The 13,749-nt window shown below is 62.8% G+C and carries 16 protein-coding genes and 2 pseudogenes; 11 read left to right on the plus strand and 7 right to left on the minus strand.

All coding sequences use genetic code 11. The features are described from left to right. Window positions 1–71: 71 nt before the first annotated feature. The 7 genes from B3605_RS21805 (at window position 72) to B3605_RS21835 (ending at window position 5,184) form a co-directional block, all read left to right on the plus strand. Window positions 72–1,631 (plus strand): Na+/H+ antiporter subunit D, encoded by a 1,560-nt coding sequence (locus B3605_RS21805; protein WP_112945436.1) that lies wholly within the window; start codon window positions 72–74, stop codon window positions 1,629–1,631. Continuing rightward, complete coding sequence (locus tag B3605_RS21810) at window positions 1,628–2,101, plus strand: Na+/H+ antiporter subunit E (protein WP_112945435.1); 474 nt, start codon at window positions 1,628–1,630, stop codon at window positions 2,099–2,101. The genes B3605_RS21805 and B3605_RS21810 overlap by 4 nt, the downstream gene beginning before the upstream one ends. After that, window positions 2,098–2,520 (plus strand): cation:proton antiporter, encoded by a 423-nt coding sequence (locus tag B3605_RS21815; protein WP_112945434.1) that lies wholly within the window; start codon window positions 2,098–2,100, stop codon window positions 2,518–2,520. The genes B3605_RS21810 and B3605_RS21815 overlap by 4 nt, the downstream gene beginning before the upstream one ends. Beyond that, a complete protein-coding gene (gene mnhG, locus B3605_RS21820; protein WP_183796372.1) occupies window positions 2,517–2,849 on the plus strand; it encodes a monovalent cation/H(+) antiporter subunit G in 333 nt (110 codons plus the stop codon). Before B3605_RS21815 ends, mnhG begins: the two co-directional genes overlap by 4 nt. 443 nt (window positions 2,850–3,292) lie before the next feature. After that, the gene (locus B3605_RS21825) at window positions 3,293–3,724 is read left to right on the plus strand and encodes a MucR family transcriptional regulator (RefSeq protein WP_018901192.1); all 432 of its coding nucleotides are present in this window, start codon (window positions 3,293–3,295) and stop codon (window positions 3,722–3,724) included. 214 nt (window positions 3,725–3,938) lie between these two features. Next, window positions 3,939–4,376, plus strand: coding sequence for a helix-turn-helix domain-containing protein (locus B3605_RS21830; protein ID WP_112945433.1), 438 nt, complete (start codon window positions 3,939–3,941; stop codon window positions 4,374–4,376). Further along, on the plus strand, window positions 4,369–5,184 hold the full coding sequence (locus B3605_RS21835; RefSeq protein WP_112945432.1) for a DUF6456 domain-containing protein: 816 nt from the start codon (window positions 4,369–4,371) through the stop codon (window positions 5,182–5,184). The genes B3605_RS21830 and B3605_RS21835 overlap by 8 nt, the downstream gene beginning before the upstream one ends. A 28-nt stretch (window positions 5,185–5,212) precedes the next feature. Here the strand turns inward: B3605_RS21835 and B3605_RS21840 are convergent, their stop codons facing one another. Both B3605_RS21840 and B3605_RS21845 read right to left on the minus strand, forming a co-directional pair. Next, window positions 5,213–5,635, minus strand: coding sequence for a SufE family protein (locus B3605_RS21840; RefSeq protein WP_111561000.1), 423 nt, complete (start codon window positions 5,633–5,635; stop codon window positions 5,213–5,215). 204 nt (window positions 5,636–5,839) lie between these two features. Next, window positions 5,840–6,367, minus strand: a complete 528-nt coding sequence (locus B3605_RS21845) for a DUF5330 domain-containing protein (protein ID WP_018898964.1) — start codon at window positions 6,365–6,367, stop codon at window positions 5,840–5,842. Between the two features lie 453 nt (window positions 6,368–6,820). On the opposite strand from B3605_RS21845, the gene B3605_RS21850 reads away from it, so the two are divergent. Genes B3605_RS21850 through B3605_RS21860 form a run of 3 tightly spaced genes read left to right on the plus strand, consistent with a single transcriptional unit; the run spans window position 6,821 to window position 9,830 of the window. Further along, window positions 6,821–8,362 carry a sensor histidine kinase gene (locus B3605_RS21850; RefSeq protein ID WP_112945431.1) on the plus strand — a complete coding sequence of 514 codons (1,542 nt, stop codon included), beginning with the start codon at window positions 6,821–6,823 and terminating at the stop codon, window positions 8,360–8,362. Beyond that, window positions 8,334–9,416 (plus strand): peptidoglycan-binding domain-containing protein, encoded by a 1,083-nt coding sequence (locus B3605_RS21855; RefSeq protein WP_296436017.1) that lies wholly within the window; start codon window positions 8,334–8,336, stop codon window positions 9,414–9,416. The genes B3605_RS21850 and B3605_RS21855 overlap by 29 nt, the downstream gene beginning before the upstream one ends. Window positions 9,417–9,473: 57 nt before the next feature. Further along, window positions 9,474–9,830 carry a DUF1491 family protein gene (locus tag B3605_RS21860; RefSeq protein WP_112945429.1) on the plus strand — a complete coding sequence of 119 codons (357 nt, stop codon included), beginning with the start codon at window positions 9,474–9,476 and terminating at the stop codon, window positions 9,828–9,830. Between the two features lie 6 nt (window positions 9,831–9,836). Here the strand turns inward: B3605_RS21860 and B3605_RS21865 are convergent. The 3 genes and pseudogenes from B3605_RS21865 to B3605_RS21875 all read right to left on the minus strand — a co-directional run. Beyond that, window positions 9,837–10,529, minus strand: a pseudogene (locus tag B3605_RS21865) (hypothetical protein); the annotation flags it as partial. A 365-nt stretch (window positions 10,530–10,894) separates the two neighbouring features. Beyond that, window positions 10,895–11,306: pseudogene (locus B3605_RS21870) on the minus strand (DUF2336 domain-containing protein); the annotation flags it as partial. Between the two features lie 224 nt (window positions 11,307–11,530). Continuing rightward, window positions 11,531–11,737 (minus strand): hypothetical protein, encoded by a 207-nt coding sequence (locus tag B3605_RS21875; protein ID WP_112945428.1) that lies wholly within the window; start codon window positions 11,735–11,737, stop codon window positions 11,531–11,533. A gap of 532 nt (window positions 11,738–12,269) precedes the next feature. Here B3605_RS21875 and B3605_RS21880 point away from each other — a divergent pair. After that, on the plus strand, window positions 12,270–12,458 hold the full coding sequence (locus B3605_RS21880) for a hypothetical protein (protein WP_047507599.1): 189 nt from the start codon (window positions 12,270–12,272) through the stop codon (window positions 12,456–12,458). Window positions 12,459–12,462: 4 nt separating this feature from the next. Here B3605_RS21880 and B3605_RS21885 read toward each other — a convergent pair whose 3' ends face one another. After that, window positions 12,463–13,014, minus strand: coding sequence for a DUF1254 domain-containing protein (locus B3605_RS21885; protein WP_018898956.1), 552 nt, complete (start codon window positions 13,012–13,014; stop codon window positions 12,463–12,465). Next, on the minus strand, window positions 13,007–13,594 hold the full coding sequence (locus B3605_RS21890; RefSeq protein WP_112945426.1) for a DUF1214 domain-containing protein: 588 nt from the start codon (window positions 13,592–13,594) through the stop codon (window positions 13,007–13,009). Before B3605_RS21890 ends, B3605_RS21885 begins: the two co-directional genes overlap by 8 nt. Window positions 13,595–13,749 lie beyond the last annotated feature (155 nt).

Below are 13,749 nucleotides of genomic sequence, written 5' to 3' on the forward strand. Positions count from 1 at the left end.
CCGGCAGGACAGAGGGGGGTGTATCCGCACCACGCCCACCCGCACCACGCCCATGCGAGGCCACCCCCTAAATGGCCACCCCCACCCAACCCATCGCCGACCTCTCCGCAGCCCTCGTCACATCCCCCGTGCCGATCGCCCACTGGCTCGTCATCGCCCCGGTAGCGTTCTGCATCACGCTCGGCGCCATCCTCCTGATGGCCCGCGGCTCCGTCCGCCTTCAAGCCTGGCTCGCCATCCCCGGCCTCGCGCTGCTCGTCGCGCTCGACGCGGCACTCCTCGTCAAGGTCATGGCCGAAGGCCCGCTCACCATGGTCATGGGCCGCTGGCTGCCGCCGTTCGGCATCGCGTTCACCGTCGACACGCTCTCCGCCGTCATGGCGCTGACGGCGGCGATCGCGGCCTTGGCTGGCGCCATCCACGCGCTTTCCGATATCGACGACACCAACCGGCGCTACGGCTTCTTCCCGTTTCTCATGATGCTGATGGCCGGCGTCACCGGCGCGTTTCTTACCGGCGACATCTTCAATCTCTATGTCTGGTTCGAGGTGCTGCTGATCTCGTCCTTCGGCCTGCTGATCCTGGGCTCCGAGCGCAAGCAGATCGACGGCGCGATGAAATACGCCGTCCTCAATCTCCTCGGCACCACGCTGTTCCTGATCGCCGTCGGCATCCTCTATGCCATCTTCGGCACGCTCAACATGGCCGATATCGCTACTAAGGCAGGCGAACTCAGCGACACCGCGCCGCTGACCACGCTGGCGGCTCTCTTCCTGCTCGCCTTCGCCATGAAGGCGGCCGCCTTTCCGGTCAATTTCTGGCTCCCGGCCTCCTATCACACCCCGCGCATCGTCGTGTCGGCGCTCTTTGCCGGCCTGCTCACCAAGGTCGGCATCTACGCGCTGATCCGCGTGCTTGTGATGCTGCTGCCGCTGGAGCGCGAGGAGCTCAGCCTGCTGATCGCGATCACGGGTGCCGTCACCGCCATTCTCGGCGCGCTCGGGGCGCTGGCGCAGGATGATGTTAGAAAGCTGCTCGGCTATGTCGTCATATCAGGCATCGGCAACATGCTGATCGGCATCGCCATCGGCACGACAGGCGCACTGTCGGGCACCGTCTTCTACGCGCTGCATTCCATGCTGCTGATGACGGCACTCTATCTCGCGGCCGGCCAGATGGCCTTTCTCGGCGGCAGTTTCTCGCTGACGAGGCTTGGCGGTCTCTATCGCCGCAATGGCCTCTTCGCCGCCATCTCGCTCATCCTCTTCTTTGCCGCCTGCGGCCTGCCGCCGTTCTCCGGCTTCTGGCCGAAGCTCATCCTCGTCAAGTCCTCGCTCGATGTCGGCGCCTGGTGGCTGGCGGCGGCCGTCCTGGTCAGCGGCTTCCTGACAACGATCTGCTTCGGCCGCGTCTTCCTGCTCGCCTATTGGCGCCCGGCCACCGAAAGCGCTGAAACCCATGTCGCCACCGGCTGGCGTACGATGCTGCCGCTCCTGCTTCTAGTCGCCTTCATCGTCGGCTTCGGCCTGCTGCCCGAGCGGCTGCTGGCGCTGACGCAATCCGTCGCCACCGAGCTCACCGATCCCTATCCCTATATCGAATCCGTCTTCCCGGGAGGCGTCGCGCCATGATCGCCTTGCTTCTCAATCTCCTGCTGGCGATCGCCTGGGCAGCACTCAGCGGCAGCACCTCGGCCCACAATCTCGTCCTCGGCTTCGCGCTCGGCGCGCTGGCGCTCTTCCTCGTGCGCGAACCCTTCGGAGCCAAGGCCTATCTCTGGCGGCTCTGGGCGATCACCGCGCTGGCGCTGCTGTTTCTCAAGGAGCTCGCCATGTCCGCCATCAAGGTGGCGACGACCGTGCTCAGCCCCAAGATGAACCTGAAGCCCGGCATCTTCGCTTTTCCGCTCACCGTCGACCGCGATTTCGAGATCACGCTGCTCGCCAACATGATCACCCTGACGCCGGGAACGCTGTCGGTCGATGTCTCCGATGACCGCAAGACGCTCTACGCCCATGCGCTCGATTGCGCCGATCCGGATTCGATCAGGCGCGACATCGCCAATGGCTTCGAGCGCAAGATCATGGAGGCGTTTCGATGACGCCCGACGCGATCGTCTCCATCTCGGCATCCGTGGCCCTCGTGATCCTCGCCGTCACCTTCCTCGTCGCATCCTGGCGGGTCATTGTCGGGCCGACCCTGCCGGACCGCATCCTGGCGCTCGATACGCTGTCCGGCACGGCGATCGGCTTCCTCGCCGTCGTCGCCGTCAAGACCGGCTTTGCGCTCTATATCGATATCGCCATTTCGCTCGGCCTCGTCGGCTTTCTCGCCACTGTCGCCTTCGCCCGCTTCGTTCTGTCGCGCGGCCCGCTGCCGGGTTCGGCTGGACCGATGGCGGCGCAAACGGATAAAACCGTCCGCCCGGCCTCGAAAAAGCCTGATGCGAAGGTGAAGAGCGATACCAAGTTGAAGATCAAGACCACGCCCGCGCGCAAGACGAAGAAGGACAGGACATGATGGACTACGTCATCGCCATCGTCGTTTCCGTGCTGCTCTTGTCGGGCGCGCTTTTCGCGCTGGTGGCGGCCCTTGGTATTGTCAGATTGCCGGATTTATACACGCGCATGCATGCCGCCTCGAAAGCCGGAACGGTTGGCTCGGGTCTGTTATTATTTGCGGCCGGCATCGAATCAGGAGAAATCGCGGTATTTGCACGTTCGCTTGCTGGTTTCGTGTTTTTTATACTGACGGCTCCGGTCGCCGCTCATCTTTTGGCCAGGGCGGCACACAAGACAGGTTATCGTCTGTTACCGCCTTCGGTGCGCGACGATCTTCTTGAAAGGTAAGAGTGCCATATATTCAAGATTTTAAGCAGTTTTTTGCAGTTTTAAGCAGATGTGAGGATGATTAATGTTTCCTTCGCGCTATACTAATTCTTGGGATAGAGGCGTTTTTTGACGGATATATATGAAATATTAATTGGCGTTTTCGCAAAACGGTGATAATTGATGCTCAAGTAGAGTTCTGATATTGAATTAGAATCACATTGCATAATTCCTCGGTCGCTTTGAATTTCAATGTTTAATTGAGGGTCGTGTGCGGGTGTGTGCGTACTAATGCAAGATCAGGCAGTATAAGAACGGGTTTCGGCCTCAGGAATCTAGGGGTGGATTTCAGTTTTTCGAAACATGTAGCCGCAGACTGAGTTTTTTGCTGTTCGCTCTACGATAGCGGTCTTGAGCCAAGGAGGCTCTAGACCTTTTGAGCATGCAAACAGGAGAAACGAAATATGACGGATACTGCAGCCGGAAGCGGGCCAGAATTGCTGGTCGAGCTTACCGCGGATATCGTCGCAGCGTATGTCAGCAACCACGTCGTGCCGGTTGGCGACCTCGCCAATCTTATTTCGGACGTGCATTCGGCGTTGAGCAACACATCGACGCCGACACCGGCCATGGCTGTCGTTGAAAAGCAGAAGCCTGCTGTCTCTGTGCGCAAATCCGTCCAGGATGAGCAGATCACCTGCCTCGAGTGCGGCGGCAATTTCAAGTCGCTCAAGCGCCATCTGATGACTCACCACAGCCTCTCGCCTGAAGAATATCGCGAAAAATGGGATCTGCCGGTCGACTACCCGATGGTAGCGCCTGCCTATGCCGAGGCGCGCTCGCGCCTTGCCAAGGAAATGGGTCTCGGCCAGCGCCGCAAGCGCGGCCGCGGCTGATAGATTTGTCGCATTGAACGATCACGATCAGCCGGGCGAGAGCCCGGCTTTTTCGTGTCTGGGATTTGAGATGCGAGGAAAATAATCCCAAATAATTTCAATCCTCGTTAAAATTCGTGAGCGAAATCAGCCGAAATCGATCAAGGCGCGCTTTCGTTTATCCTCGTTCCTGTATAGCGTGTATGAATTAATTCCTATTCATAGGAGTATTCATATGCCGATTGGACATTTTTCCCCGCCCGGCGCCGCGAATGCGCCGCTGTCCCCGCTTTATGGGGAAGAGCAGACCACCCTCTCAAGGGACGATCGCCCACAGTCCGCCACGGATGCCGTGCGCGCCGTCTGCCGCATCTGCCAGGAAGTCACGACCGAGATGGTGATGATCGCCGGCCAGCGCGTGCAGATGCGCCGCGACCGCCGCCGCACGCTCTGCCATATCAGGCAGATCGCCATGTACGTCTGCCATGTCGCGCTGCAGATCCCGCTGCATGAGATCGGCACCGGCTTCGGCCGCGATCGCACCACGGTCAGCCATGCCTGCCACGTGGTCGAGGATCGCCGCGACGATCCCGCCTATGACGAGTTCGTCGCCGCCGTCGAACGCACGGTGAATTCCATCTTCCGGTCCGGCGGAGGCTACGGCCATGAGTAAATCCCCAAAGACGAAGACGAAGCTGGCCCCGATGGTGAGACTGCTGAAGCTGCTGATCCGCGGTGAGGCACGCCGCCAGCAGGGCGAGGGGAGCGATATCGACCTCATCTTCGCGGACGGAACGGCCGCCGGCTTTCCCTTGAGCTTGATCACCGAAGCCCGCGCCTCCGGCCTCATCGAGGAGCAGGGTGATCTGCTGCGCGCATCCAATCAGGCCCGCGCCTATCTGCGCCGCGCTGCCGCCGAGGCGGAGGAGGCCTTTCTCACCCAGCACGTGGATATCGAGATGAGCGCCCGGGAGGTTGACGGCGTCGTCAGGCGGTTGCGGGTCAACAAGGATGAATCGCCGCTCGCCAGTCTCGAGCGTCTGAAGGACCGCGACGGCGCTGCCTTCATGCCCGAGGCCGCGATCAAGGCCGGTGAGAGGCTGCACGCCGATTTCACCCGTGCCCAACTGCAGCCGCGCGTCACCGCCTCCTGGGAACCGCGGCTCTCAAGCCGCGCCAGCGGCGGACGCGGCGGCATGGCGGATCTGACCGACAGCGCCGTCGCTGCCCGCCTTGCCGTCAACCGCGCGCTGGAGGCGCTGGGGCCGGAGCTGTCGGGCGTGGCGCTGGATGTCTGCTGCTTCATGAAGGGGCTGGAGACGGTCGAGCGCGAGCGGCAATGGCCGGTGCGCTCCGCCAAGCTGATGCTGCGCACGGCACTCATGGCGCTCTCGCGCCACTATAACCCGCAACCGCCATCCCGCCGCCCGCGCATGGAGCATTGGGGCGCGCCGGACTATCGCCCGGAACTCTGGTCCTGATCGTTCAATCTGAAAAGAGAGGCTGGCGTTACGCCGCCGCCCGCAGCCGCGCTTCCTCGCGGATGCGGTTGACCATCGAGCGCAGCCCGTTGGAGCGCTGCGCCGAGAGGTTCTCGACAAGGCCCATCTTTCCGAATACCTCGAAGGCATCCAATGCGGCGATCTCGGAAGCCGTCTTGCCGGAATAGGTGGCAAGCACGATCGCCACCAGCCCACGCACGATATGCGCGTCGGAATCGCCCTCGAAGGTCATCACGGGATTGTCGCTGTCGTCGGATACATGCGTCACCAGCCACACCTGGCTCGCGCAGCCCATCACCTTGTTTGATGAGGTCTTCTTCTCGTCCGCGAGATCAGGCAGCGCCTTGCCGAGTTCGATCACATAGCGATAGCGATCTTCCCAGTCGTCCAGGAAGGTGAAATCGTCGATGATCTGATCGAGGGACGTCATGCAAATGGCCTTTCGTTGTCTCCCGATCATATAGGGGAGATGCGGCCAGATTTGAACTGTTAAAAAGAAACGCCGCGAAGGATGGGCATCCTCGCGGCGCAGCAAATTGCTGAAGAATAAACAGGGCAGGCACGTCAGGCACAGGGCGGGGCCATTGGCCGGCGCCGGTGCAAGCTTTGGGTGCGGCGGTGGCCGCGGAATTCGTTAGATCGCCGGACGCGGGGTCGGCAGCGGAATGGTGCCGGTCGTGACCCGGTCGGTCGCGACATGGGCGGCGGCCGGGCTGTCCTCGCCGTCGTCGACAGGCGGGCGGTAAGGCATCGGCTGGTTCAGCGCCACGGTGCGGTCATCGCGCAGCTGCTGCGGAGCGGCTGCCGTTGCCGGCTCTACGGCCGTCGCAGGCGCCAGGCCAACGGAAGGCGTCGCGGTCGTTGCAACCGTGGCGCTCTTGCCGCTGCCGAACTTGCTGTCGAGCAGTTCAAAGGCAACGAGGGCGCCGGAGCGTGCCCGCTCGCCGAGCACGCCGAGCGTGTTGGCGCCCTTGGCGCAAACCTCGGGCTTCTCGCCGCACATGCCGCTCAGATAGTCATAGGCGCCGGTCACGGCGACGAAAGCGTCTGCAATCTGCAATGTCGATCCGGTCTGCGTGTTCGTCTGGCGCTCGCCGCTGAAGAACGACAAGGCGACGAAGAGAAGCCCGAGCCAGATCGATGATTTGAATAGAAACCACATGTTCGTTGCCCATCCTGTTTTCCCGCTCGGTCTTGCCGCCGAATCAGGTCCGTCTTCCGGTGTGATTTCACCCTAGCCAAAACTTGCGAATGCCGGTTTTCGAAACTCGGTGGCATTTGCGTCAAATTTAGTTCAAATTTTAATCGAAACCGCATTCGGCGCATTTCGGTCGAATTGTAGCCATTGGCGTTAAGCATGCCATGAGCCACCTCCTGTAATTGCAGGCTTTCCTTGAAGCGCGTTCGCCCCAAGCGTTAACGACTTGCCGAAAAATGAGCGAAATCCGTCGCTTACTCGCTGTTAACCGTAAAAAACAAAGGGCCCTTCCGGTGGCCCAAAATGGGACTTTTCACGCTTTCCGGCTGGCGAGCGGCACTTTCCCTTATTCTTTCCTTAAGCGCCCGGGGCCTATTCTTGGGCCTCTGTGAAGAGCCTTTTTAGGGCGGGTATTGCGTGCTTGTATTGAGTGACATCGTGGATCGGGCGACAGCCCTCGTGGACCGGGCGGCGGATCGCTGGCTCTCCCGGACGGGAGGAAGTGCCGCGGTGCGTGAGCGCGAGCTGACCATCCTGCGCCGGCTTGCGCTCCTGTCTTCGGCAGCACTTGTCGTCGCCCCCGCCGCTCTCTCCATCGTCACCAGCCCGGCCGTCGCCCTTCCGGCTGGCGTCGCCGCCGTCGTCGGCGGTTTCCTGTTTTCGGCCGTCGGCAGCATCGCGCTGTCGCGCCAGAGCATCGTCACCTCGGGTGTCGCCACCCAGTCGGCTGAAGAGTTCTTCATGGAAGCCTCGGCCGGCCTCATCCTGTTTCTCGATCCGCAGGGTTCCGTCGTCAATGTCGGCGGCCGCGACAAGCGCGATTATCTCGCCTGGATGCGCGCGCCTGACGGTCGCGGCTTCATAGAGCAGATCCACGTCTCCGACCGCATCCTCTTCCTCCAGGCGCTCGACCAGCTGCGCCAGGGCGAGGAGCAGGCGGCCGTCGATCTTCGGCTCGAGCGTCCGTCGGTCTCGGTCGACAATCGCCAGTTCTCCCATCTCAGAACCGATCTCACCGCGCGCCGCGACAGCGATGGCGCACTGATCAGCGTCGTCGCCCAGCTGCGCGATGTCTCCGCCGAGCATCTTCTCCGCGTCGAGGCCGAAGCCCATGCCGCCGATGCCCGCTCGGCCAATGACGCCAAGTCGCGGTTCCTCGCGGCCGTCAGCCACGAGTTGCGCACGCCGCTCAACGCCATTCTCGGCTTCTCCGATATCCTGATCGGCGAGTATTTCGGCAAGCTCGCCAATGAGCGCCAGCGCGAGTATGTCGGCCTTGTGCGCGATTCCGGCGCGCACCTGCTGTCCGTCGTCAACACCATGCTCGACATGAGCAAGATCGAGGCCGGCCGCTACGAGCTGGTGCTGGAGCCTTTCGATATCGCAACCGTCGTGCGCTCCTGCGAGGCCATGCTCGGGCTGCAGGCCAAGACCAAGGGCGTGTCTTTGACGAGCCGCATCCAACGCGGTCTCGACGAGGTCGTGGCCGATCAGCGCGCCATCCAGCAGATCCTCATCAATCTGGTCGGCAACGCCGTCAAGTTCACCGAAGCCGGCGGCGCGATCTCGCTCGACGCCTCGGTGCGCGACGGCATCCTGACGCTCTGCGTCTCCGATACCGGCATCGGCATTCCGGCCGACAAGCTGCAGCTGCTCGGCCAGCCTTTCGTGCAGATCCAGAACGATTACACCCGCCGGTTCGAAGGCACGGGCCTCGGCCTGTCGCTGGTCAAGGGCCTGGTCGCGCTGCATGGCGGCGATTTCGCCATCGCCAGCACGCCGGGCTCCGGCACCATCATCACGATCTCGATTGCGGCGGATGGCTCCGGCGTTCCCGTCATGGATCTCTCGGCCAATCACCCGGTCGAGTTTCCGCCGCGGCTGAAAGCGTCGACTGGCATGACCGACATCTTGGAAGAGGGGCTTTTCGATGGCCGCGAGCAAGCGAAAATCGCCTAAGGGAAAGAGGGGCAGGCAGAAGGCGAGCCTTCTTCTCACCGGGGCTGCCGCCGTTGGCGGTTTGGGGCTGCAGGGCATTGGCGTGCTCGGCGGCGTCATCGGCCGTAATCCATCGATCACGGGCGGCACGGCCGCCTTCCTCGTCATCTTCTCCTTCGTCGCCGCCAATGCGCTCTGGTATCAGCCGGGCGTGCACCCGCACCCGTTCCTGCGCACCCGCGACAGCCTGTTTCCGAGCGCGCTGATCGGCCGCCCCCCGGTCGAGGAACACACCGGCGAGGTCACCACCTTCAAGATCGAGCGCGAGGGTGAGGGCGAGGCAAATAGCGCCGAGACCACCAACGCCGTGCCGCCGGCGCCTTTGGCCGGCCAGCCCGCCAATCAGCTGGTCATGGACATCCAGGCCGAACTCGTCCGCCGCGGCCTCTATAACGGTGCGCCCGACGGCGTCATCGGCCCGCGCACCAGCGCCGCCATCCTGTTCTTCGAGGAAACCGTCGGCATGCCGCAGAGCGGCGACGCCACGCCCGAAGTGCTGGCAGCACTCAGAACCGACGCCATCGGCCCGTCCGCAATTCCCACAGAGCGCCCGCGCGAGGATGTCTCGGCCCAGGCGCTTGCCGAAGACCCTGTAGCCGCAGCCATCCGCAGCGCCGAACACCAGGTCAAGACCGCGCCAACGCCAAAGGTGGCCCCCAAGCCCGCCCCGGTTTCGGCTCCGACAGCCCAGGTGCCGGTCAGACAGGTCCCGGTCCAGAAGATCTCCGCCCCGAAAAACGCACTGGAACCAGTTCCGGCCAGGCAGACCTCCGTCGCCCGCGCCGCCGCAACCCCATCGACCTCGCCGTCCTCGACCTTGAACAGCGTCGATCTGGTCCTGAAGATCCAGCAGGGCCTCGCCAACATGGCCTACACCAATGTCGGCGTCGACGGCGTCGTCGGCGAACAAACCCGCGTCGCCATCCGCCACTTCCAGAAGCACTACAACCTGCCTGAAAACGGCGAGCCCAGCGAGGCGGTGCTGAAGAAGCTCAAGGACATCGGCGCACTCTGAGCGGCGTCAGATGGCCGCGGCGTTGCGGCTCCGCGCTCACAGGTCTATACCGCCTGCATGAGACTTCGCACCGACATCTTCGTATCCGCGCTGCTGCGCCGTGTCTTCGCCAAAGGCGATTTCGCCGCCGTCGAGAAGAAGGGGGCCGACGAGGCTGGCGCGGTCTTTATCCGCCAGCATTTTCGCGATGGTTCCGAGACGCTTTATTGCCCCGCGCCGCAGAGCTTCTTCGACGAGGAAGCCAGCGGCGAGCGGCTGTTCGAGATCAGGCTCGAGCGCAAGGACGCTGAGGAGGTGAGGACGATGCTGGAGCGCGAGCGCAAGTTCGACAACGACCTCTGGATCGTCGAGCTCGAAGCCGATGATGTCGCCGATATCGTGCCCCTCGCTAAGGAACGCGACGGCCGTCTCTGATCGACTTTAGCGCGAACGTCCGACGAGCCGCATGGCGCGTGCGGGCGGCTGGTGGACGGCGCGGGTGTGTGTGGTCTGAACGGGCGCGGCCGGCGCCTGTTCCGGCAGATAGGTATAGCTGTCGGCGCGGCGCCATGCCTCGACGCGGTCGCGGCACTCTTCCGGATCCAGCGCATCGAGCACCATCCAGGCGCGGGTAACGCTGTGCTGCGCCTCGGCCAGATGCGGATAGAGTTTTTCGAGAACGAAGACGGCATCGGAAAAATCCATGCCGATGCTGGTCAGCGTCGTTGCCATCTGCTGGCCCGAGGTGTCGAGCATGATGCGCTCGGCAAGCCAGCGGCTGGCCGACAGCGTATCGGCAAGGGCGGTCGCGAAGGCCACCGCCTCGCGGCTGCGGGCAAAGCGCACCAAAAGGGCCGATTGCAGCGTCGAAAGGGTGCGGAGGCCGAGCCGGTCGCTATCGTCGCGACCGAGATGGCGCGCCAGGCCACGCAGCGTATCGCGAACCTCTTCCTCGCGCGCGCCGCCGTTGGCGGGCGTCTCGGCGGTCTCGGCCGGGGCAGGGGAAGCTGTCGACTGAACGCCCTGCTGCTCGGGTTCGGCAGGCGGTGCCTCGGCGGTCTGCGTCGGCTCGACGGGATGGACGACGATCGTCTCGACGACCGCGACCGCGACCTCGGCGTCGGTTTCGACGGCTATGGTTTGCACTTCGACGGCAACAGGCGCAGCGACAACAACGGATACCGTCTCGGTGACGACGGACGCTATTTCGGTGGTCACGGACGCCATGTCGGTGACCAAAGGTGCAGCCTCTTGAGCCGCGACCACCACCGTGTTGACCACGGGCGCAGCCTCGACAACCACAGGCGTGACAGGCTCGACACCCACGGCAACCGGTTCGCTGATCTCGACCCTTACGCTCGTCGTCTCAGCAACAGCGGCCGGCCGTTCCTGGCTGGCCGGCTCAACGTATGGCATCGCCGCGCTTGCCAGCGCTTCGGCGACCTCGGCTCTGTCGACGGCGGGTGCCGGTTCGATCGTCTCCACCTGCCGCTTCGGCGCGGCATGGCGCAGCCCGACAAGCACGTCGATCACCCGCGGCGACAGCGCATCGCGGCTGACGATCGCGCGCATGTGCTCGACACCCTGCGTGCGGGCAACGGTGATCAGCGTATCGTCGTCGATCGCGGGCGAGGAGATCAGGAAGGGGGCGGAGATGGCGATCGGCTGGCAGCCGATGAACAGTGCGACGGCCTGCGGGATAGCGGCGCATTGCGAGAGTGCTGCCACGGCCTGGCGCTTGGCGTCATCGGAGGAGGCGACGAAGAGGGGGGTGAACAATTCGGCGAACTGGCGAAGCTCCGATCGGGTCGGCGGCTGCAATCCCTCGAAACTGCTCACTGTCGCCATGAGAACCACGTCCTTCTTCCGGCTCGCGGAGGGGGCCTCTAGGTCTCGAAACCGGTCACGCACAAAACACACCCTGAACACGCTAGAGAGATGCCGCTGGCCTGGACGCGAAGACGCCTCTACCACATACGGGATATGAACAAATCCTACAGGGACACGGTTAACCGTTGCTGAAGATTTGAGGGGAATCGTCCCGAAATGGTGCTGTGCAACATCACCATGCGCGGCGTCCGCCTGCCCGTTCGGTGCCCGTTAAACGAGTGATGTGGGTGACTTGTATGGACGGCTCAAAGCGCCCGGTGTCCGCGCAGCGCGGTGAGCAGCTTGTCGGGATCATCATAGCCGGACTGGTAGAGATCGAGCGCCGTGGAGGCGGCGACCTGCGCCTTCGAGCTCTTGATGTCGATACGCTTTTCCGCGCACCAGGCATCCAGCGCGTGGCGCAATATATCGAGATCCTCAGGCGAAAATGTCGACCCAATCATCAGAGACATCTGTCTGCCCACCCTGGTTAACCGTCAGACCCAGTCCCCGGATCAAATCCAGGGTCGGCCGCGTTTTGCCCTGCAGCCGATAATGCGACCTTAGCGGCATCTCGGCGAACCGCAATTAATATTTTTGTGAGGTAAATTTGCAACATCGGTGATGGCGGAGCCCGTGTCTGGCGCTGTATCGCTAACTATATGATTTAAAGCTAAAATTTGCGACCGATGGAAACGGCGAATCTTTGCGCTCGGCATGCAACCAAAGGGCGGGCCCCTGCGTTTTAATGGAGACGTCGATCGACAAGGATTCTGCGGCCGAATTTTAATATTCTGTTAACCACCGTCTGTCTCAATCCGGGAAGCAGAACGCGCTCCTCGAGAGGGGCGCCATCATACGCATCACGGTATTGTTCACGATATGCCGTGAGAAAGGCGCGAATGACCCGATGCCGGTGCAACCGGCCAAGGGTGCGCCGGTCCGCGCAGGCGGGCAGGGTGAGATCTAAGCTTCATCCGTCTCGGGCAGTGCAGGGAGACGACAATGGCAATAGTCATCGCATTGGCTGATCGTCTATCTCGGACGCCAGGCCGCAAGGAAAGATCATCAAGCGTGGAAGGATCGCCGCTCGAAGCGCAGATCCTGCTTTACACAGGCGTGCGCTACGAACGCCTGACCGACCCCGACAAGCCCACGGCCGTTCGCCGCGCCTCGCGCTCGAAGGGTAAGTAAGACATTAGTTAGAGGGAGCGAATTCCTCGCAACCGGCTTCCGACAGGAAGCTCTTGGCCGCCGCGTCGAAGCTTGTCTGCGGCGCCAGCGTTCTCAAAACCGCGTATCCGCCCGACCGCGTCGTCTCGACCAGGATCGTCCTCTGAAGCTCCTGCGGCAGCGACTTGCGCAATTCGGTGAGCTGGATCGGACTGCCGATCAATATATCCACCGCGCCGCCGACCGAGGTCCGGTCGTTCATGCTGAAAATCTCGTTCGACGCATCGTCGAACAGCGCGATAGACCAGAAGGGCACGTTGCCCCTGGCCGTGAACCGCACCGGGTTCTCCTCGATATCGAAGGAACAGACGGCGGTGCGCACGAAGGGATCGTCGTTGGAAAGCCCCGCCGTGTCCTCGGTACCTCCGAGCAGGTAGAACGTGTCGAGATCGCCTTCGGAGGCGACGCGCGTCGCCGCGTCCTTGCCGGTGAAATGCGGCAGCGACAGGATGATGACGAGATGCAGCAAAGCGGCGCCGAAAAGGCCGGCCAGAAGTGCGAACAGGACCCTAAGCATTGCCGCACCCAGTCTTCTCAAGCTTCGGCATCGCCAGATCGATGACGCCGGAACTGCCGGCCGTCGGCGTGTCGAACAGCGTCAGCACCAGCTGAAACGTGCCGGCCGCCGGAAGGGCCAGCCAGTTGTTCGGCCGCGCCCGGGTCGAGATGTCGATGGTGAAGCTGCTGTCCGGCTGGCGCAGCACCGTCCACGAATTGAGCGCACCCGGCAGCCCCGGCTGCAACGAGGCCGGATTGCCGGAATTATCAGATGTGAACAGCGTCCAGATCCGTGCCGGCGGCGTCTGCCCCGTAATCCGGTAGCTGCACCCCGCCTCCAGCCGATTGCCGGCGTCATCCACCTTGGCGGTGAACATCAACCCCTCGGCCGACCCATAAAGCAGCCGGCCTGCGCGCGCCCGGTGCGACTTCGCATAAGGATCGGCATTCTCCGTCTGCAACTCCGGAAACGCCTCCCACGCGCCGAGCTTGATGGCGCCGAAGCCCGCGGTCGCATTCAGCGAATAAAGCGAAACGAGTATCCCGCCGCCGAAAGCGATTATCAGCGTCATCGCGATAAAGAGAGGAAATCGAAACACCGGTCGCCCTTGATAGCCAAATCAGTTGAAAGGGTTACCACTGATTCTGGCTGGGCGGAATGGTGGAGGGGGAAAAGGTGGGGCGATGAGCGGGAGAGGTGAGGGAGTCTTCCCGTCGTGTGGACACACGACGACTGGATTCCTGTGACAAGCAC

Source organism: Rhizobium sp. UBA1881, from assembly GCF_002338015.1.
Lineage (GTDB): Bacteria > Pseudomonadota > Alphaproteobacteria > Rhizobiales > Rhizobiaceae > Rhizobium.